Origin of the sequence: Streptomyces sp. RG80, from assembly GCF_040446465.1 — a bacterium.
Taxonomy (GTDB): domain Bacteria; phylum Actinomycetota; class Actinomycetes; order Streptomycetales; family Streptomycetaceae; genus Streptomyces.
Map to the genome: position 1 here is coordinate 94,896 of NZ_JBEAAJ010000015.1, position 19,608 is coordinate 114,503.

Annotated in this window: 17 protein-coding genes and 1 pseudogene; 9 read left to right on the forward strand and 9 right to left on the reverse strand. The window is 70.1% G+C overall.

All coding sequences use genetic code 11. From position 1 onward, the window contains the following. Nucleotides 1-24 precede the first annotated feature (24 nt). Nucleotides 25-3,393 carry an NACHT domain-containing protein gene (locus ABKA17_RS41360; protein WP_353697573.1) on the forward strand — a complete coding sequence of 1,123 codons (3,369 nt, stop codon included), beginning with the start codon at nt 25-27 and terminating at the stop codon, nt 3,391-3,393. Here ABKA17_RS41360 and ABKA17_RS41365 read toward each other — a convergent pair. Both ABKA17_RS41365 and ABKA17_RS41370 read right to left on the reverse strand, forming a co-directional pair. Further along, the gene (locus tag ABKA17_RS41365; RefSeq protein ID WP_353697574.1) at nt 3,364-3,558 is read right to left on the reverse strand and encodes a DUF397 domain-containing protein; all 195 of its coding nucleotides are present in this window, start codon (nt 3,556-3,558) and stop codon (nt 3,364-3,366) included. The genes ABKA17_RS41360 and ABKA17_RS41365 overlap by 30 nt on opposite strands. Further along, a complete protein-coding gene (locus ABKA17_RS41370; protein WP_353697695.1) occupies nt 3,555-4,409 on the reverse strand; it encodes a helix-turn-helix domain-containing protein in 855 nt (284 codons plus the stop codon). The genes ABKA17_RS41365 and ABKA17_RS41370 overlap by 4 nt, the downstream gene beginning before the upstream one ends. A gap of 116 nt (nt 4,410-4,525) precedes the next feature. Between ABKA17_RS41370 and ABKA17_RS41375 the strand changes: the two genes are divergently transcribed. Both ABKA17_RS41375 and ABKA17_RS41380 read left to right on the forward strand, forming a co-directional pair. After that, nucleotides 4,526-4,993 carry an ATP-binding protein gene (locus ABKA17_RS41375; protein ID WP_353697575.1) on the forward strand — a complete coding sequence of 156 codons (468 nt, stop codon included), beginning with the start codon at nt 4,526-4,528 and terminating at the stop codon, nt 4,991-4,993. Nucleotides 4,994-5,010: 17 nt separating this feature from the next. Then, complete coding sequence (locus tag ABKA17_RS41380; protein WP_353697576.1) at nt 5,011-6,384, forward strand: FG-GAP and VCBS repeat-containing protein; 1,374 nt, start codon at nt 5,011-5,013, stop codon at nt 6,382-6,384. A gap of 19 nt (nt 6,385-6,403) precedes the next feature. Here the strand turns inward: ABKA17_RS41380 and ABKA17_RS41385 are convergent, their stop codons facing one another. Continuing rightward, the gene (locus ABKA17_RS41385; protein ID WP_353697577.1) at nt 6,404-7,294 is read right to left on the reverse strand and encodes a LysR family transcriptional regulator; all 891 of its coding nucleotides are present in this window, start codon (nt 7,292-7,294) and stop codon (nt 6,404-6,406) included. A 155-nt stretch (nt 7,295-7,449) separates the two neighbouring features. Between ABKA17_RS41385 and ABKA17_RS41390 the strand changes: the two are divergent. Then, nucleotides 7,450-7,803: pseudogene (locus tag ABKA17_RS41390) on the forward strand (DUF6817 domain-containing protein); the annotation flags it as partial. Between the two features lie 123 nt (nt 7,804-7,926). Next, entirely contained in the window at nt 7,927-9,681 is a 1,755-nt protein-coding gene (kstD, locus tag ABKA17_RS41395) for a 3-oxosteroid 1-dehydrogenase (RefSeq protein WP_353697578.1), read from the forward strand. Here kstD and ABKA17_RS41400 read toward each other — a convergent pair. From ABKA17_RS41400 to ABKA17_RS41415, 4 genes are read right to left on the reverse strand one after another with little or no spacing between them, the layout of a single operon-like run. Further along, nucleotides 9,678-10,319 carry a class I SAM-dependent methyltransferase gene (locus ABKA17_RS41400; protein ID WP_353697579.1) on the reverse strand — a complete coding sequence of 214 codons (642 nt, stop codon included), beginning with the start codon at nt 10,317-10,319 and terminating at the stop codon, nt 9,678-9,680. The two genes, kstD and ABKA17_RS41400, sit on opposite strands and share 4 nt — an antisense overlap. Nucleotides 10,320-10,368: 49 nt before the next feature. Continuing rightward, entirely contained in the window at nt 10,369-10,587 is a 219-nt protein-coding gene (locus ABKA17_RS41405) for a hypothetical protein (RefSeq protein ID WP_353697580.1), read from the reverse strand. A 22-nt stretch (nt 10,588-10,609) separates the two neighbouring features. Beyond that, the gene (locus ABKA17_RS41410) at nt 10,610-10,924 is read right to left on the reverse strand and encodes an AzlD domain-containing protein (protein WP_353697581.1); all 315 of its coding nucleotides are present in this window, start codon (nt 10,922-10,924) and stop codon (nt 10,610-10,612) included. Continuing rightward, entirely contained in the window at nt 10,921-11,598 is a 678-nt protein-coding gene (locus tag ABKA17_RS41415; RefSeq protein WP_353697582.1) for an AzlC family ABC transporter permease, read from the reverse strand. Before ABKA17_RS41415 ends, ABKA17_RS41410 begins: the two co-directional genes overlap by 4 nt. Before the next feature lie 69 nt (nt 11,599-11,667). Between ABKA17_RS41415 and ABKA17_RS41420 the strand changes: the two genes are divergently transcribed. Continuing rightward, complete coding sequence (locus tag ABKA17_RS41420) at nt 11,668-12,231, forward strand: helix-turn-helix domain-containing protein (RefSeq protein WP_353697696.1); 564 nt, start codon at nt 11,668-11,670, stop codon at nt 12,229-12,231. A 93-nt stretch (nt 12,232-12,324) separates the two neighbouring features. On the opposite strand, the gene ABKA17_RS41425 is transcribed toward ABKA17_RS41420, so the two are convergent. Continuing rightward, on the reverse strand, nt 12,325-12,528 hold the full coding sequence (locus ABKA17_RS41425) for a cold-shock protein (RefSeq protein ID WP_007490911.1): 204 nt from the start codon (nt 12,526-12,528) through the stop codon (nt 12,325-12,327). 286 nt (nt 12,529-12,814) lie between these two features. Here ABKA17_RS41425 and ABKA17_RS41430 point away from each other — a divergent pair, with 286 nt between their 5' ends. Together ABKA17_RS41430 and ABKA17_RS41435 are read left to right on the forward strand one after the other, a co-directional pair. Beyond that, the gene (locus tag ABKA17_RS41430) at nt 12,815-13,663 is read left to right on the forward strand and encodes a menaquinone biosynthetic enzyme MqnA/MqnD family protein (RefSeq protein WP_353697583.1); all 849 of its coding nucleotides are present in this window, start codon (nt 12,815-12,817) and stop codon (nt 13,661-13,663) included. 97 nt (nt 13,664-13,760) lie between these two features. Then, complete coding sequence (locus ABKA17_RS41435) at nt 13,761-14,318, forward strand: hypothetical protein (protein WP_353697584.1); 558 nt, start codon at nt 13,761-13,763, stop codon at nt 14,316-14,318. Here the strand turns inward: ABKA17_RS41435 and ABKA17_RS41440 are convergent. Further along, on the reverse strand, nt 14,251-18,894 hold the full coding sequence (locus ABKA17_RS41440) for an FtsK/SpoIIIE domain-containing protein (RefSeq protein ID WP_353697585.1): 4,644 nt from the start codon (nt 18,892-18,894) through the stop codon (nt 14,251-14,253). The two genes, ABKA17_RS41435 and ABKA17_RS41440, sit on opposite strands and share 68 nt — an antisense overlap. A 349-nt stretch (nt 18,895-19,243) precedes the next feature. On the opposite strand from ABKA17_RS41440, the gene ABKA17_RS41445 reads away from it, so the two are divergent. Continuing rightward, nucleotides 19,244-19,543 carry a WXG100 family type VII secretion target gene (locus ABKA17_RS41445; RefSeq protein WP_353697586.1) on the forward strand — a complete coding sequence of 100 codons (300 nt, stop codon included), beginning with the start codon at nt 19,244-19,246 and terminating at the stop codon, nt 19,541-19,543. The last annotated feature ends 65 nt before the right edge of the window (nt 19,544-19,608 follow it).

Genomic DNA, 19,608 nt, shown 5'->3' on the forward strand with positions numbered 1-19,608 from the left:
CCTCGCCGCCGGTAACGTCCGGGCATGGCGCACGAGGCACACCAGGTGACGGCGGGCGGGGAGCGGTCGGTCGCCGCGGGCGGCGACGTCAAGGCGGCCGCGACCGGGGACCACGGCAGCGCGACGTACATCGAGAACCAGTACGTCCAGGGGCTGTCACCGCAGCAGGAGGCGCCCACGCCCGACGAGACCCACGAGGCACTGCGGCGCTACGCGGATCGTGTCCGGCAGAGTTACGGGCTCCTGGACCTGGACGTCCTGATCCCGACGGAGGAAGCGGACCACCCGGCGGTGGGGCTGCGTGAGGTTTTCGTGCCGCCTTTCGTACGGACGACACTCCCGCCCGTGGAGCTGTCCGGGGATCTGGTCGAGCGGCTGGTGGCGTCCGGCGAGTGGCCGTCGGAACCGCCGGAGGGCTCCGGGCGGGTCGGCAGGGCGCAGACGGACCCGCCCCTGCTCGGGTCGCTGGACGTGGTGGCGGACCCCGAGGCCGAGCGGCTCGTCCTGCTGGGCGACCCGGGGGCCGGGAAGTCCACGCTGGTGCGCCACGTGGCCCTCGCGCTCACCGGCGGAACGGCCGCGGGCGCGCTGGAGCGGCTCGACGGGCGGGTGCCCCTGGTGGTGGAGCTGCGGGAGTACGCGGTCGACGGGTGGCGTGGGCGGACGTTCGAGGACTTCCTGGACCATCTGCACACGACGAACGGCATGGCACCGCCGAGGCCGGTCACCGAGCGGCTTCTCGCCTCCGGCAGGGCTGTCGTCTTCTTCGACGGTCTGGACGAACTCTTCGATCCGGCGGCGCGGGAACAGGTCGGGCGCCGGATCGCCGACTTCGCCGGCCGCCACCGGGCGGCCGGTGTCCGGGTGGTCGTCACCTCACGAGTGATCGGCTATCGACGAGGGGTTCTGGAGCGCGCCGGCTTCCGGCACTTCGTGCTCCAGGACCTGACCGACGAACAGATCGGCTCCTTCGCGCGGCTCTGGTACGAGACGGCGTTCCCGTACGACCGGGAACGGGCGGCGCGGCTCTGCGGGCGCCTGACCGAGGCGGTGGCGCGGTCCCGCCCGGTACGCGAACTGGCGCGCAATCCCCTGCTGTTGACGATTCTCGCCATCATCGGCCGACGCCGGGAGCTGCCGCGTGACCGGCACGGCGTGTACCGGCACGCGGTGGCCGTACTGGTGGCGCACTGGGACGAGCACGCGAAGTATCTGAAGGGGCCCGGCGATCCGGACTTCCTGGACGAGGAGGACCGGCGTGAGCTCCTGCGGCTGGTCGCCCGGAAGATGCAGGAGGGACAGGGCGGCATCGCGGGCAACCACATCCACCGGGACGACCTGCTCGCCGTGTTCAAGGAGTACCTGCGGCTCACCTTCGAGCTACCGCCCAGAGAAGCCGTCGTGGTCGCCCGGGGGATGGCCGACCGGTTCCGGGAGCGCAACTTCATCCTGAGCCACTACGGCGGAGGGGTGTACGGGTTCGTCCACCGGGCGTTCCTGGAGTATCTGGCGGCGGAGGACATCGAGCGCCGGTACACGCGCGAACGGGAGTGGACGCGGCAGGAGTTCGTCGAGCAAGTGGTGGTCCCACGCGCCGTGGACACCGCCTGGCACGAGGTGCTGCTCCTGCTGGTGGGGCGCTTGGAGGACCGGGACGCCGCGGCGGTCGTCGACGCGCTCCTCGACCTGCACCGGCGGCACGGGGCGCCGGAGAACTGGCGGCTGCTGGTGCTGGCGGTCCGAGCGCTGTCCGAGGTGCGCAGGCTGGGACGGCTCGCCCCGCAGAGCCGGGCGGTCGCCGACGCGCTGATCGGGTTCCTGGAGACGGTGGACCGGGACACGGAGGTCGAGGTGGACCTGGCCGCGGTGCTGCCGGCCCTCTCCGCCTTCCCGCCGCACTGGACGGGCCACGGCCGGATCCTGCGCTGGTTCCATCTGCGCGGCCAGTTCAACCGCCATGCGGACCGTACTGCGGTGAACGTGGCCTCTCGGCTCTACGGCGGACGCGATGTGCCCGAGATGCTGGCCCTGTACTCCCCGTCCACCGCGGTACGTCGTGGGGCGCTGAGCCTCCTGGCCGAGCGCTGGGGCGACGACGCCGCCGTACGGCGGCTGCTGCGCGACAGGAGCGTGGAGGACCCCGCGGCCGGGCTGGAGCCCCTGGTCGAGCACGCGCCCGACGATCCATGGGTACGACGGCTGCTCTGGGACCTCTCGCTCCATCACCACGAGGCGGGCACCCGAAGGTGGACCCTGGAGCTGCTGGGCCGGTGCGCGGCCGGTGACGAGGAACTGAGGGACCACCTCCGGGCTCGAGCCGTCGAGGACACCGACGGCTGGGTGCGCTACGGGGCGCTGGACGAGCTCGCCCGGGGCTGGGGACACGACCCGGACACCTGGGCGCTGGTGGAGGAGCGGAGCGCCGCGGAACGCGACGAGATGGGGCGCGCGCCGACCGTCCTGCTTCTGTGGCGGCACGTCACCCGAGAGGCGGGCGTGGACGAGCTGCTGCACGGCGTAGCCCTGGACGACAGAGTGATCGCGCGCATTCGGGCCCTGGTATTCGCGGGCCCCGGACTACAGGACCCGATCGCTGTCCACCTTGCCCGTGAGTTCGCGGTCGGTGAGGCGGACGCGAGGGTGCGCGGGTTCGCCCTGCGGCTCCTGGTACGGGACAACGGCGACGAGCAGAGCACCTGGACCCTCGTGCGGGACCGGGCCGTCAACGACCCGGATCGGAGGGTCAGGGAGGAAGCCGCCCGGATGCTGGCCGAGCACCAGGGGGAGGAGGTCGTGGAAGAGGCACCCCCACTGACGGCGGAGAGCCGGACGCGCACCCTGTGGACGCTGGCGCAGAACCGGGGCGACCACTCTGACGCGCGGCGCCTGCTTCGGGAGTACGCCACGGACGTCCACGAGGACGTGTGGTTCCGGGTCGGAGCCCTGCGGGCACTGACCGCCTGCGCGCGAGAGGAACACCGCACGTGGGAGCTGGTGCGCGAACTGCTTGCGGCGGACCCGAACGCCTCGGTCAGGCACCACGCACTGCTCCTGTGGGCCGGCAGCGGCCCGAGCGATGCGGAGGCGGCAGCAGTGCTTGCCCCGCTGGTGGCCAAGGACCCCGACCCTGCTGTGCGGACCTCGGCGTTGCGGTGGTGGGCTGTGTACGACTCCGGCGAGGCCCCGGCCGCGGCGGTGCGGGAGCGAGTCGCGGCTGACCCGAGCCCCAGGGCCCGCAAGGCCGCGCTCTGCCTCCTCGCGTTCGGCTGGCCGGCGCACCCGGAGACGGTGCCGTTCTTGCGGGGGCGCGCGAAGGGCGGCGTACGAGATGCGGCGGCCGAGGCCCTACAGGCGGCGGAGGCGCTAGCGCCGCTCGCCGACCAACTCCCCTGAGAGGAAGGCGGCCCAGGTGGTGGGGGAGAGGGTGAGGTGCGGGCCGGTGGGGTTCTTGGAGTCGCGGAGGTGGATGGTGGCGGGGGTGAGGGCGACCTCCAGGCACTCGCCGCCTTCGCCGTCGCTGTAGCTGGACTTGAACCAGGTGAGCTGCTCGGTAGTCATAGCTCCTCCAGCTTCTGCTCGATCAACTTCCGGGTCTCCGAGGGAGAGAGTGCCATCGCCCGCATGATCCCATAGCGGTCCGCGATCTTCCGGACCTCTTCTGGATCGGTGATCAGCCGGGGATACCCCTGGGCCTCGGTGTACGCCACCTGTCCATGACCCTTGGGTACCAACAGGTTGAACGCGCTTCCCGGGTTGGGGTGTTCCTCCACCTCGGTCGGCATCACCTGGATCTCGACGTTCTGCAGATGTCCTACGTCGAGCAGGCGCCGAAGCTGGTCCGTATGTACGCGCCGGCCGCCGGTGGGCCGGTCCAGCACGACCTCTTCGAGGACGTAGCTCACGATCGGAGCGGGCCGACGCTCGAAGACCTGCTGACGTGAGAGCCGGTCCGCGACCCGCCTCTCGATCGTCACCTCGTCAAGGAACGGCCGCCGCTTCGCGAATACGACGTGTGCGTGATCCTCGGTCTGCAACAGGCCCGGGACGCCGTTGTTGGCGTAGAAGTGCAGCTCAACCGCCTCCGCCTCCAACCCCGCATAACTCCGGTACCACTCCGGATGCCGGGTCCTCGCCTTCGTCAACGCCTCCTCGACCTCCGGGATCACCTCCTTGAACAGGCCCCCGGCGTCGAGCAGTTCCTCCGCCTTGAGGAGCACCTCGGGCCGGAGCCTCCGTACGCCCCGCTCCATTGCCGAGATCGCGTCCGGGCCGTAGCCCACCAGTTCCCCGAACTCGGTCTGTGTGAGCCCTTTCCGCTCGCGCAGGAACTTGAGCATCTTGCCCAGCGCGACGAACAACCCCGTCGTCCCGTCCGCCTCCGAAGGCGTCTCAGGCCGCCGCTCGCTCACCCGCCTCACCCCTCCCACCCGACACCCGTACACAGAACGCACCGCACCCGTACAGCTACCCAGCGTCGCCGAGTCGTACCTGGTCAGCGTAGAGACAACCGGCCACGCTCAGTCACGTGAACGCCGAAATCTCCACCCGCCTCAGCGCCACCCCGCGCGGCGCCCGTCTCGCCCGCCGGCTCGCCGCGCAGCAGCTCGACGCCTGGGGGCACCCCTACGACAGCGATGTGAACGCCACCGCTCAGCAGGTCGTCGCCGAACTCGCCGCCAACGCCGTCACCCACGCCAGACTCCCCGGGCGTGACTTCGAACTGCGTCTCAGAGTCCTGCACCCCGAGTCGGGGCCCACGCTCCGTATCGAGGTGAGTGATCCCCGGGCCGACCGCCAACTGCGGTACGTCACCGATCCGGACGCCGAGGGCGGACGGGGGCTGATCCTCGTGACGCTCCTCTCGCAGGCCTGGGGCGTCACGGAGCGTGTCGTGGGCAAGACCGTGTGGGCGGAACTGCCACTCAAGGAACCTGAGTCACGTGGCGGCACAACCATCACTCGTCGGCGTGAGTCTCCTGGTCACCAGACTTAGATCACCGCAGGAGACGCATGTTCACGCGCACCAACCTCCGGCTGGCGCTCGCCACGGCCACGGCCGTGTCTCTGACCGGCGGGCTGCTCACCCTCTCCATGGGTACCGCCACCGCCGCCACCCCGGCGAAGTACGCCGACGACTTCAACGGTGACGGCTACCGCGACTTCGTCACGGGCGACCTCAGCGGCGGAGTCGTCGTGACGTACGGGACGGCCACCGGTCCCGGCACCACCACCAAGACGTTCACGCAGGCGAGCGCCGGTATACCCGGCACGCCGGGTGACGCGGGCGGCTACGTCGACGCCTTCGGCGAGGACATGGCCACCGCCGACCTCAACCGGGACGGATACGCCGACCTCGCCGTCGCCGACTTCACCGAGAAGGTCGGTACCAAGGTGGGCGCGGGCGCGGTCACCATCCTGTGGGGTGCCAAGACCGGCCTCTCCGGCACCGGCGCCGTCCGCCTCAAGGTCACCGCCCACGCCCGCTACGGCTTCGGCAAGGCGATCGAGACCGGCGACTTCAACGGCGACGGCAAGGCCGACCTGGCGGTCGCCAACGGCCTGGACTCCGTCTACGTCTACCGCGGTGGCTTCGCCAAGTCCGGTACGACGGGCACGGTCACCAAGCACACCCTCGACGCGACGTTCGAGACCACGGGCCTCGTCGTCGGCAAGGTCACCAAGGACAAGGCGACCGACCTCTTCGTCCTCGGGCAGGGCTATCACAGCGACAAGATGACCCAGGACGTGTGGTTCCTGCGGGGCGGCTCCACCGTCAAGCCGGGCAAGGTCACGGTCGTCAACAGCTCGAGCCCCGACTACAGCCCGACCGGTGTCGTCGCCGACTTCAACAAGGACGGCTACGGCGACCTCGCGGTCAGCGACACGCGGTACAACAACAAGGCGGGCTCGGTGGTCGTCTGGCGCGGCGGCAGCACCGGCCCGACCACCAAGTACCGGATCTCCCAGTCGACTTCGGGGGTCGCCACGGCCGCCGCCAAGAACGAGTACTTCGGCTCGGACCTCTCCGCGGCCGACACCGACGGCGACGGTTACGCGGACCTGGCGGTCGGCGTGGCCTACGAGAACGTCGGCTCGACGGAGGACGCGGGCGGCGTGCACGTCCTGCGCGGCGGCACGTCCGGCCTCACCGGCAGCAACTCCCGGTGGTTCACCCGCGCCACCGCCGGTGTCCCGGGCGCTCCCAGCGAGTACGAGAACTTCGGTGGCCTCGTCCGCCTGCGCGACATCGACCGCGACGGCGACAAGGACCTGCTCGTGTCGAGCAACTACTACGACCCGAGCGTGTTCCTGCCCGGCACGGGTTCCGGCATCACGAGCACGGGCGCCAAGGAACTGCCCGTGGTGGCGTCGTTCCCGCAATAACACCCACGGCCCCCACCGGTCACCGCCCGGGCGTCCGCCGGAACCTCTCCACGGTGTCCGCGAACGCCCGGGCCGGCGGACTCAGCGCCTCCCACCGCCGTACGGCCCACCCCACCGGCAACGGACGCAGCTCGGGCAACGGGATCAGGCGCAGACCCCCCGTCGCCGCCAGACCGGACAGCTCCGGGACGACGGCCCGCCCCACCCCCAACTCGGCCAACAGCAAAGCGGTGTCCCAGTCGGCCACGTTCGTGTCGTAGCCGAGCCTTACACCCAATTCCGCGCAGGAGGCGTCCAGTTGAGCGGCCGACGCCGAGTTCGGGGGCAGCCGTATCAGTCGTACGTCCGCCAGCTCGGTGGGGTCCAGCCGCTCCCGCCCCGCCAGCGGATCGTCGGAACGCACCGCCAGCACCCACGGCAGCTCCGCCACCGCCCGCTGCTCGATGCCCCGTACCGGTGGCCCCAGGGTGATCCACGCCAGATCCAGCGTGCCGTCCGCCAGCGCGTCGAAGCTGCCGCGCCCTGAACTCACCGTACGGAACTCCAGGTTCACGCGCGGATACCGGCGGCGGTACTCCACGACCGCGTCCCCCATGAAGTGCCGTACGGTCGTCGCCCCCGTGGCCACCCGTATGAACCCGCTCTCGCCGTCGACCAGGTCGCGCAACTGGCTTACGGCCAGATCGAGTCCGGAGATCCCTTCCGACGCCGCCGCCTCCAGCACCCGCCCCGCCGCCGTCGGCACGACACCCCGCGGCTGCCGCTCGAGCAGCGCGACCCCCGTCTCCCGCTCCAGCCGCTTCACATGCTGGCTCACCGCGGACTGCGTACAGCCCAGATCGCGGGCCACCGCACTCAGGCTCCCAGCCCGGCACACGGCCACGAACACCCGGAGGTCATCGAGGGTCATGACCTCCAAGCTAACACTTGGGGTACACGACAAATCCCAAGGATTGACTGGACTCAGCGGCTGTACGACGATCCACCCAGGGCCCAACGGGCGGCAACCCGCTCCACCCCGGGACGGAGCGGGTGCCGACCCACCCAGGCTGAAGGGACAGTCCCATGGCCCACGACCCGACCGCCCAAGCCGTTTCACTTCTGCGGGAGTCGGGCGCCGGGAGCATGCCCCATCCCGGCGGAACGCTCCTCACCCACCTCCACCGCGTTCGCACCCGACTCGCCACATGGGACGCCCGCCCCGCCCTCCAACTCGCCGACTTGTGCCACGCCTTCTACGGCACGGACGGCTTCGCGCAGGCCCTGCTCCCGCTCGACCGGCGTACCGAACTCACGGCCGCGATCGGCGAGGAGGCGGAGGCGATCGTGTACTTCTAAGCGAGCTGCGACCGAAGGGCCACGTATCCGTCGTTCACGGACCCCGGCTCCCCGTTCCACGACCGCTTCACCGGGCGCACCCTTGCCAAGGCCACCCTGCGCGGCCCAACCCCTTTGCACAGCCCTTGACTTCACATGGTCCCCGCGTCACATTCCCATTTCTGACACATCCTCAGATTGCCTGATTCCGGGCGGGAGTGACCCATGACGAGCACCAGCGCGGACGCCGCACGACCGAGACCCACCCGCAGACAGGTCATCGGCACCACCGCGGCCGCCGGGCTGGCCGTCGCGGCCGGGGTGCAGCAGAGCGCCCGCGCCGCCGACCTGCCGCTCCTCGGGACGTACGACGTCGTGGTGATCGGCTCCGGTGCCGCGGGCATGACCGCCGCCCTCACCACCGCCAAGCGGGGTCTGAGCTGTGTCGTCCTGGAGAAGGCGCCCACCTTCGGCGGGTCCGCGGCCCGTTCCGGTGCCGGGATCTGGATCCCCAACAACTCCGTGATCCTCGCCGCCGGAGTACCGGACACCCCCGCGAAGGCGGCCGCCTATCTCGCCGCGGTCGTCGGCCCCGGCATCCCTGCCGCCCGGCAGCAGGCCTTCCTCGCCAACGGCCCCGCCATGATCTCCTTCGTCATGGCCAACAGCCCGCTGCGCTTCCGCTGGATGGAGGGGTACAGCGACTACTACCCCGAGCTCCCGGGCGGTCTGCCGGGCGGGCGTTCCATCGAGCCCGACTACCTCGACGGCAACATCCTCGGCGCCGAACTCGCCCACCTGAACCCGCCGTACATGGCCGTCCCGGACGGCATGGTCGTCTTCAGCGCCGACTACAAGTGGCTCGCCCTGGCCGCCGTGAGCGTCAAGGGCCTCGCCGTCGCCACGGAGTGCCTGGCGCGCGGCACCAAGGCGCTCACGCTCGGGCAGACGCCCCTCACCATGGGGCAGTCGCTCGCCGCAGGGCTGCGCAAGGGGCTGCTGGACGCGGGCGTGCCGGTGAAGCTGAACACCCCGCTCACCGACCTCCACGTCGAGAACGGCAAGGTCGTCGGAGCGGTGGTCCCCGGCGGCCTCTACCGAGCCCGCCGGGGCGTGATCGTCGGCTCCGGCGGCTTCGAGCACAACCTCGCCATGCGCACGCAGTACCAGCAGCAGCCCATCGGCGTCGACTGGACCGTCGGCGCGAAGGAGAACACGGGGGACGGGATCCGGGCGGGCCGGCAGGTGGGCGCCGCGCTCGACCTCATGGACGACGCCTGGTGGGGGCCCGCCATCCCGCTCCCCGGCCAGCCGTACTTCTGCCTCGCCGAACGCACCCTCCCGGGCGGCCTCCTCGTCAACGCCGCCGGTCGCCGCTTCGTCAACGAGGCCGGGCCCTACAGCGACGTCGTCCACACGATGTACGAGCGCAACCCGACCGACCCGGACATCCCGGCCTGGCTGATCACCGACCAGAACTACCGCAACCGGTACCTCTTCAAGGACGTCAGCCCGACCTTCCCCTTCCCCGACGACTGGTACAGCTCAGGCGCCGCCAAGAAGGCCTGGTCCCTCGACGCCCTCGCCACCGCGATCGGCGTCCCGCCCGCCGCCCTGCGCACCACCGTCGACCGCTTCAACTCCCTTGCCCGGCAAGGCGCGGACACCGACTTCCACCGCGGCGACAGCGCCTACGACCACTACTACACGGACCCCTCCGTCCTCCCCAACTCCTGCCTCGCCCCCCTCTGGCTGCCCCCGTACTACGCCTTCCGGATCGTCCCCGGCGACCTCGGCACCAAGGGCGGCATGCGCACGGACGCCCGGGCCCGGGTCCTGCGCGAGGACGGCTCGGTGATCCCGGGGCTGTACGCCGCCGGGAACGCCAGCGCGGCGGTGATGGGCCGCAGTTACGCGGGCGCCGGCTCGACGATCGGCCCGGCCATGACCTTCGGCTACATCGCGGCCAGGGATCTCTAGAGGGGCTTGCGCGCGATCAGGAAGGCCTGTCTCGTCAGCTCCGAGGGGTCCGGCTCGCGCACCGTCCGTGAGACGAGCGTGAAGCCGGCCCCTTCCAGGAGTTCCACGACCGTCTCCGGCTGCCGCCGCAGGAAGTCGAGGATCACGTCATGGCCGAAGGGCTTGTCGTGGCGCTTGGGCTCGTCGCCGACCTGGAAGGCGATGAGCAGATGGCCGCCCGGCGCGAGCACCCTCAGGAACTCCGCGAAGAGACGGGGGAGTTCGTCCACAGGGGTGTGGATGGAGGAGTACCAGGACATGACCCCGGCGAGCGAGGAGTCGGCCATGTCCAGCTCCAGCATCGACCCCTGCTCGAACCGCAGCCCCGGCTGCTCCCGCCGGGCGATCGCCAGCATCGACGCCGACAGGTCGAGCCCGAAGACGGACAGCCCGAGCGAGTCGAGATACGCGGTCACCCGCCCCGGCCCGCACCCGAGGTCGGCCACCGCGCCGCCTCTCCCGACGAGTTCGGCGAACGCGTCGAGCATCGCCCGGTCGACCGGCGACGCCGTCAGCACGTCACGGAACCGCTCGGCGTAGTCCTCGGCGACGGTGTCGTAGAAGACCCGGGTACTGGTCACGAAATCGGAGTCGGTCATGCTCCGGGACCCTAGCCACCACCACTGACAACGGCGGCCCGGCTGTGGCCTATTCGCCCTGCCGCCGCGTCAGCCCCAGGCCGACACCCGTCCCCACAGCTGTCCCCAGCCCGATCCCCACGGCCAGCCCGAGCCCGAGGTCGTCGAAGACCTCCATCCCGAGCATCAGGCCCAGAGCTGTGCCGAGCGACAGACCGACCGATATGCACAGCGCCCAGCGACTGTCGGCCGCGGATCCGCCGCTCTCCTCATGTTCATGGTCCTGCATGTGTTCGTCCCCCTGAGATCCACTACGCCATTCCGAACGCCCGTAGCACCGCCGCGGTTCCCGCCGCCCCCAACACCACCACCACGAACGGCGCCTTCCGCCAGGCCAGTACACCGCCGACCAGCACCCCGAGCGGCCGCGCCCAGCCCGCGAAGCCGCCGTTCTCGGTCAGCGCTCCCGTCGCGAGCAGGGCGGTGAGCAGGACGACGGCGCCCGCGGAGAGCAGTTCCTGAACACGGTCGGACAACTGGACACGGCCGTGCAGCACGGGCCCGACCAGCCGGAAGGCGTACGTCCCGACCGCGAGGGCCAGGATCATGGCGACCGTCGCGCTCATGCCGACCGCCTCCGGCCGTGGGCGAGGAGTCCGGCCAGGGCCAGCAGCACGGGGACGCCCGCAGGGGTCACCGGGGCCAGGGCCAGCGCCACACAGGCGCCGAGCACCGCGGATCGCCGTACGGCCGAGTCGTCCCGCAGGGCGGGCAGCACCAGGGCGACGAGGACCGCCGGGAAGGCCGCGTCCAGCCCGTAGCGGGCGGTGTCGCCGAGGGCGTCGCCGGCGAGGGCTCCGGCCAGGACGCCGATGTTCCACACGGCGAACAGGCCGAGCCCGGAGATCCAGAACGCCCTACGACGTCGTAGCGGATCGGTCTGGGCGAGCGTGAAGGCGACCGTCTCGTCGGTGACGAGGTGGGCGCCCACGAAGCGGGCCAGGCGGCCGCGGCCGATGTGCTCGGCGACCGCGAGGCTGAAGGCGACCGTGCGGGTGTTGAGGACCAGGCCGGTCGCCGCCGCGGCGAACGGGCCGCCCCCGGCCAGCAGCACGCCGACCGCGCTGAACTGCGCGGAGCCCGCGTACACGAGCAGGGACATCACCACCGGTACCCACACGGGCAGCCCGCCGGCGACGGCGATCGCGCCGAAGGACACACCGACGACACCGCCCGCCAGACAGACGAGTGAGACGTCCCGGACGAGGTCGCTGTCGGGTGTTCGCTGTGCCGTACGCATGTTCTCTACAATGAACAGAAGCAGTCGTGTTCGTCAAGGCGAACGGTCGTACCGATGGAGCGAACGAATATGTCCGGCACCGGCAGCCGTCTTCCGCTCGAGTGGATCGCCACCTCCCTGCGCCGCGAGCGCGCCCGTACCGGGCTGTCGCTGTCCGAGCTGGCCAAGCGGGCCGGGATCGCGAAGTCCACGCTGTCGCAGCTGGAGGCGGGGAGCGGGAATCCCAGCGTGGAGACGCTGTGGGCGCTGGGGGTGGCGCTCGGGGTGCCGTTCAGTGTGCTGGTGGAGCCGCCGACGCCGTCCGTGCAGGTGATCCGGGCGGGCCAGGGGCCCTCGGTGGCGTCCGAGCGGGCGAACTATGTCGGCACGCTGCTGTCGTCCAGTCCGCCAGGCGTGCGGCGGGACATTTACCACATCAGCGCGGAACCGGGCGCCGCCCGAGACTCGGAGCCGCACATTCCGGGCTCGTACGAGCATCTGATCGTGAGCACCGGCAGGGTCCGGGCCGGCCCCGCGGGCGAGGAGGTCGAGCTGGAGCCGGGCGATTACATGGCGTACCGCGGGGATGTGCCGCACTCGTACGAGGCGCTGCTGCCCGGGACGACGTTCGTGCTGGTCATGCAGCACATGTAGGGCCTCGGCCGGGAAAGGCAGGAGCCCCGCTGCCGTGCGGCGCGGGGCTCCTTGGGTACTGCTCTCAGGTCCGGATCAGAGACTTGAAAAGTCTCAGACGGGGGTGACGTTCTCCGCCTGCGGGCCCTTCGGGCCCTGGGTCACGTCGAAGGAGACCTGCTGGTTCTCCTCCAGCGAACGGAAGCCGTTCGCGTTGATCGCGGAGTAGTGGACGAAGACGTCGGGGCCGCCGCCCTCCTGGGCGATGAAGCCAAAGCCCTTTTCGGCGTTGAACCACTTCACGGTTCCGGTAGCCATAAGCCCTCCTTGGGCCCAAAGGGTTGCCCTGCTCCAGAACCTGCGATTGTGAAAACAGTGCCGCACAACTGCATACGTCTGAAAACGACTAGAGCCCGCGGTCACATGCTCCGCAGGCTCTGTACTGCAAGGGAAACCAAACTGCAACTTGCGAGGAGCCTAGCACGCGGGCAGCCGAAAGCAATAGAGGCCAAGATCACGTCACCCGGACGTTTGATCGTGCTCGTGTCGGGTTGACGGAGGGGGTGCCCATCGTACGGCAGCCGACAGGGTCTAGCCTCACGATGTGGACAATTCACGCACCCGGCCGCGCGTCGGCCACATCCAGTTCCTGAACTGCCTGCCCCTTTACTGGGGGCTCGCCAGAACAGGCACGCTCCTCGACTTCGAGCTCACGAAGGACACCCCGGAGAAGCTCAGCGAGAAGCTCGTGCGCGGAGATCTCGACATCGGCCCCATCACCCTCGTCGAATTCCTGCGCAACGCCGACGACCTGGTCGCCTTCCCCGACATCGCGGTCGGCTGCGACGGTCCGGTCATGTCCTGTGTGATCGTCTCCCAGGTCCCGCTCGACGAGCTGGACGGCGCGCGGGTGGCCCTCGGGTCCACCTCCCGTACGTCGGTCCGCCTCGCCCAGCTGCTGCTGGCCGACCGCTACGGCGTACGGCCCGACTACTACACCTGCCCGCCCGACCTCAGCCTGATGATGCAGGAGGCGGAGGCGGCCGTCCTGATCGGCGACGCGGCCCTGCGGGCGAACCTCCTGGACGGCCCCCGCTTCGGCCTCCAGGTCCACGACCTCGGCTCCCTCTGGAAGGAGTGGACCGGCCTGCCCTTCGTCTTCGCGGTCTGGGCGGCCCGCCGCGACTACCTGGAACGCGAACCGGCCATCACCCGCCAGGTCCACGAGGCCTTCCTCGCCTCCCGCAACCTCTCCCTCGACGAGGTCGGCAAGGTCGCCGAACAGGCCGCCCGCTGGGAGGAGTTCGACGAGCGCGTCCTGGAGCAGTACTTCACCACCCTCGACTTCCGCTTCGGCGGCCCGCAGCTGGAGGCGGTCGCGGAGTTCGCGCGCCGGGTGGGGGCGACGACGGGTTTTCCCGCGGACGTGAAGGTGGAACTGCTTCAGCCGTAGATCCCCGAGGGTGGCCAAAAACCGTATGTCGAACGTCAGTTGGGATACAGTCCCCGCTGACCGATCTATCACGGGGATCTACTACGGGGAGGAACACGTGCGTCGACACATCGTCGCGCTCCTGGCCGCCGCCGCCACCGCCGGACTCGCTGTCACGGGGGCGCCCTCGGCCTCGGCCGCCGCGCTGGTGAAGAGCTGCTCCACGTCCGACGGCGGAGCCAGCGGTGGCATGCAGTGGGACTGGAACAGCAAGAAGAGCATGGACGTCGGCCTGATCCTGGCCGACACCGAGGCGGACAGCAACTGGGTCCGCATCCGGCTCGACATCACCACCGGCGAGGGCAACCGCTACACCTACAAGTGGCGCGAACTGCGCGACGGCAACGGCTCCAACAAGACCTGGACGACCACCGCCACGCACGACGACGGCATCGTCAGCGCGCGCGTCCAGGTGGAGGACGTGCACGGGACCAGCCCGCAGTCCACGTGTTACAGCGGCAAGGCGTACAACTCGTACTACTCGGACGCCGAGCGCATGCGGACGGGCCCCGGCGCGATGCCGGGGCCCGTCCGTTTGCGGTGCGGCGTCAGCCGGGGACAACCACCGTCCGCAGCTCCCCGTCCCCGAGGTGCAGCATTCCCTTGCCCGGGGTGATCTGTCCGCCCACGAGGCCGCGGTTGAGGCGGACGCCGATGAGGTCGCCGCTGGAGGTCTCCTGGGGGGAGAGGAGGATGCCGCGGCGGGCCTTCTTGGCGTCGACCTGCCAGCCGGAGAAGCCGGAGCAGACGTCCTCCTCGTCACCGGCGATGACGAGGCCGAGGCCGCGTTCCGCGCCACGGGAGACGATCTTCTTCATCTGGCTCTCGGCGTCGCAGTCCTCGAGCAGCTCACCGTCGTCGATGAGGACGACGATCGGCTCCTCCAGGCTCGCCTCGTCGATGAGCTCCTCGAACTCGTCCTCGTCGATGTCGTCGCCGGTGAAGACCTTCAACACGCCTTCGGTGCCGTCGAGTTGGCGAAGCGGCGACTGGCGAGGAGCGGCGATGACGATCCGTACGCCCTGCGCGAGGAAGGAGTGCGCGAAGTTCAACAGGACCGTCGAGCGGCCCGACTTGGCCGGACCCGCGATGACGAACGACGGCACGCCCTCGGCCAGGTCCGGGCCGAAGCCGACGATCTCGTCGCCGCCGATGCCGGCCAGCGCGAACAGCTTGCTGCGGGACGCGTCCGGGTCGCGCATCTCCCAGGCCTCCGGGAAGGCGATCCGGCTCGGCAGGCTGTCGACCCTGAAGGGCCGGTGGGTGCGGGGCACCGCCGCGTCGCGCGCGGCCGCGGCCTCGCCGATCGCCGCCAGCGCGGCCGCCTGGCCCTGACCGGTGGTGTCCTCGGAGAGCAGCGCGAACTGGGTCTCCGTACCGAACTCGTTGCGGAAACCACGCCCCGGCGGAATCTCCTCCGGCACCTTGCGGGCCTGGATGCCGAGCGCGGAGAAATCGCCGCGGTCGGCGAGCCGCAGACCGTACTTGTCCTCGGTGAGCGTGGCGATCCGGCCGACCAGCAGCGTGCGGTCACCCGTGAGGATCAGATGGATGCCGACGGAGGCGCCCTCGCGCATCATCGTCTGCAACTCGTCGGTCAGCGAGCCGTGGTCGACCTCGCCGAGCGTGGGGACCCAGCCCTCCCAGCGGTCCAGGAGCACCACGATGTGCGCCAGCCGCTCGTCCTCGGCGACCGAGGCGCGCTGCTCGCCGATGTCGGCGAAGCCCTTGTCGGCGAGCAGGTTCTGGCGGCGGTCCATCTCGCCCTTGAGGCGGTTGACCAGGCGGACCACGCGCTCGGTCTGGTTACGGCCGACGACCGCGCCGACGTGCGGCAGCCGCGTCAGGGCGTTGAGGGCGCCGTTGCCGCAGTCGATGCCGTACATGTGCACGTCGGCCACCGAGTGCGTACGGGCGATGGAACCCGCCACGGTCCGCAGGATCTGCGAACGACCGCTGCGCGGCGCGCCACCGATCATCAGATGCCCGAAGGAGGCGAAGTCGATGACGACCGGACGCCGGGCCTGCTGCGCGGGCAGGTCCTCGACACCGTACGGCGCCGGCGCCAGCTTGCCCGGTCCGCCGGTGAAGGCGGGCAACTGGATCTCGTCCAGCAGCAGTTGCTCGTCCAGCGCGGGCAGCCACGGGCTGTGCTGGGGCGGGATGCCGACCGTGCGGTTGGCCTCGCGGATGGTGTCGACGAGGACCTTGAGGTCGGTGATCTCCTCGTCCTCCCGCGACTCGGCCTTGGGCTTCACGAGCGCGGCCCGCCCGAGGTCCTCCCAGCCCAGCGGACCCACCCACGGCATCAGTACGGCGGGGTCGGCGGCACCGGGCCGTCGTCCACCCACCCGCCCCGACTGGAACGGCACGAGCGAGGCGTGCCCGAGCCGGACGTACGCCCGACCCGGCGTGCTCTTGGAGATGTGGCCGGCCTCGGGGGAGTCGATGACGTCGCTGGACTCCCCGCCGTCCGTCACCCGCAGCGCGATACGGAGGTTGGTGTTCGCGCGGATCTCGGGGGAGACGACACCGGAGGGCCGCTGCGTGGCGAGGAGGAGGTGGATACCGAGGGAACGGCCACGCTGGGCGATGTTCACAAGTCCCGTGACGAAGTCGGGCAGATCGCGCACCATCGAGGCGAACTCGTCGATGACGATGAGGAGTCGGGGAACCGGCTTGTGCGACGGATCCCGCTTGACCAGATCCTGATAGTCCTCGATGTCCTTGGCGTCGGCGGCGGCGAGGATGTGCTCACGGCGGTGCAGCTCGGCGCCCAGCGACTCCAGCGCCCGCTCCACGAGGTGGGCGTCGAGGTCGGTCACCATGCCGACGGTGTGCGGGAGATGGACACAGTCCTTGAACGCCGCGCCACCCTTGTAGTCGACGAGCACGAACGTCATGTTCTCGGGCGTGTTCGCCACGGCCAGCGCCGCGACGATCGTCTGCAACAGCTCCGACTTACCCGAACCGGTCGTACCCGCGATGAGACCGTGCGGCCCGTCCTTGCGGATGTCGATACCGAAAGCACCGTCGTACGACTCACCGATGACGGCCATCGTCGACTGCCCGCCCATCCGCCAACGGGCCACGATGGCATCGCTGGTCGGCGGTTCGAGCTGCAGCACGTCGAGCAGCCGGGAGGACCCGGGAAGCGCGGAGTCCTCGGTCTCGCCGCTGATGTCCCGCAGCGGCGACAGGGACCGGGCGAGCCGCAGACACCAGGCCGCGGACACGAAGTCGGGCCGTACGTCCTTGATCCGCTCGGCACCGGCCTCCTCCACCCGCAGCCGCAGCTTGTCGGCCTGCTCGGTGCGGTTGTTGTCCTGGGCGGTGTGGTGCCAGGCCTGGAAGGAGGGGAAGCCACCGGCGGCCTGCTGCTGTTGCTGCTGTGCGTACTGCGTGTAGTCGTACTCCTGAGCGGGCGGCTCGGCGACGACGTACGCCTGACACTCACCCGGCAGGAACCGTTCCTCGGCGTCCAGGCAGATGGCGTACACGGAGACGGCGGGCCCCTCGCGCAGGATCCGCACCACCCCGGGCAGCGACCGCAGCCGCCGCGATCCATCCCATACGACGACGATGTCCGGGTCGCTGAAGGCGGTCCCCTGGCTGCCGTTCTGCTCGGCGGCCTTCTTGCGGGCGTCGAGTATCTGCGTCAGCTCGCCGATGCGGGCGCCGACGGTCTCGGCGTCGGTGCCGATGAGGAGGTTGACGTCCTGGCCGTTGCCCGGCTTGGCGTGCGGCAGCCAGCGGGCCCAGTCCCAGGAGTCCTGCGCGGCGTTCTCGCTCAGGACGTAGAACTGCACGTCCATCGGGCTGTGCAGCGCGGCGGTCTGCGCGACGGCCCAACGCCCCATCGCGCGCGCCGAGTCGCCGGGTCCGGCCATGCCGATGACGCCGAGGGAACGGAGGTTGAGCGCGACCGGCGCGTCCTCGATCTTCCAGGTCACCTGACGCTTGTGGTCGAGCTGCTCGGGGTCGTCGAGAACGACCTCGGAGTTCAACTGCCCCGTGCCGACGCGGATGAGGAGATGGTCCCGGTCGGTACGCCGCCGCTCCCACAGCCGGGTCCGGGGCCCGGTGCCGAGGGAGAGGACGGTGGCCGGGTCGGGAATGGCATGCCGCCGGTCGGTGCGCTCGGCGACGAGAGCGTCCTGCGCGTCCTTCTCGACCTTCTCCTTCTGCTCCTCGTACTCCTTGACCTGCTTGGCGTGCGATTTGCGGCCGTGCTTCTTGTCGTTGAAGTAGTTGGCGAAGAGGAGGAGGGGGCTGAGCCCCGCCATGATCAGGTAGTACCAGCGCCCGAAGATCAGCACGGCCACGACGGCACCGACGAGCGGCGTCAGCGCCATCAGCCAGGGCAGCGGCCGGGCCTCGTACTCGCGGGGCGGGTTCGGCAGCCGGAACGTGGTCTGCCGGTCCGGGGGCCGCAGCCGCGGGGGCCGGTTGTAGTCGAGCCCGACGCCGTCGTCCGACCACTTGAGGGCGGCGTTGGGGGGTGAGTAACGGGTGAGTTCGAGGAGCGTGTTGCCGACGGCGATCTGACTGCCGAGGGGCCAGTCGGTCTTGTTGCTCTTCTTGCCCTTGTCGTTGCTCTCGAACTTGTCCTTGATGGGGGAGCCGTCGAGGGTGACGGTGGCAGCGTCGCCCTTCTCGGCGTCCGTGTCCGGGTCCGTGTCCGCGTCATCGCCCAGGTCGACATGGACGGCGACTTGGCAGGTGCCATCGGTTGCAACTGACAAGGTGAGGGCACGGGCGTCGAGTTCGGGGTCGTCGATACGGATGTACGACGCCGGCCCGCTGCCGATGTCGTAGCGCCCCACGCCGAGCCGGTGCACGAACCCGGCGACCGGCCCGCCGACGACCCGCAGCTCGACCAGACCGGTCGGTTCGCCCGGCAGGCATCCGGCGGGGTCCTGGAGGCTGACGACCGCGCCGTCGCGCAGGGGGGAGTTGACGACGGTGGCGGCGGGATCGACGGCGTACCCGTCGACGTAGATGAGGGGAGCGTTGTTGGCGGGGGCCTGGTGGGGGTGCCCGAGAGGAATCACTTGGGCACCGCCGTGCGCCCCGACCTGCTTGGCCAGCTCCTGGGCGATGTCCCCGACGGTGGACTCGGGATCAGCATCGAGTACGACGTCGGCGGTGCCCCCGCCGAACGGATCGACGACGGTCAGAGTCAGGCGCACGCTATGTCCTCCCCATGGCCACTGTGGCCCCCGTGTGGCCCTGTGACTGCTTCCGCAACGCTGGCCACAGTAGGAGCGACGATATCCGCTAGGTGCTGCCGCGGGACACCGGGGAGGTGGGGGCAGGGCGGGTGGCCGGGTTCTCGTCTCCCTTTGATTCCCTTTGGCAACGGCGTATGCACGAGTTCACGACGCCTTGTTCACAAGTGGGGATGTGAGACCTCAGGCCACACCCGTAAGCTGCTGCCTCAAGAGCGGACGATCACACCGGTGGTTGCCTCCAGGTGTGGGTCCGCATACAGGGAGCCACGGGGGTTGGCCCTGCGGCGTTGTGATGGGGAGCGGCTTCATGGCCAAGGACCTTGATGTCACATATCAGGACATGCGGGATGCTGCCAAGCATGTCGTCAAGGAGAAGGAAAAGCTCCAGGACAAGCTCGAGGGGCTGAAGAAGTACATCAACAACCTCGTGCAGTCGGGCTACGTGACGAAGAGCTCGTCCAAGGCCTTCGACGAGAACTTCGACGAGTTCGTGCGCGGCATGAAGGACACCCTCGACGGTCTCGACGGCATGGGTGACTACCTCACCATGGCGGCGGACAAGTTCGAGCAGATCGACGACGAGCTGGCGAAGTCGGCTCGTAAGTGACGTCTCGCTGAGGCGTGTGTGCGGTGCGGCGGGGCGCGGGGCGCTTTCGCCGCACCGCCCGTCTT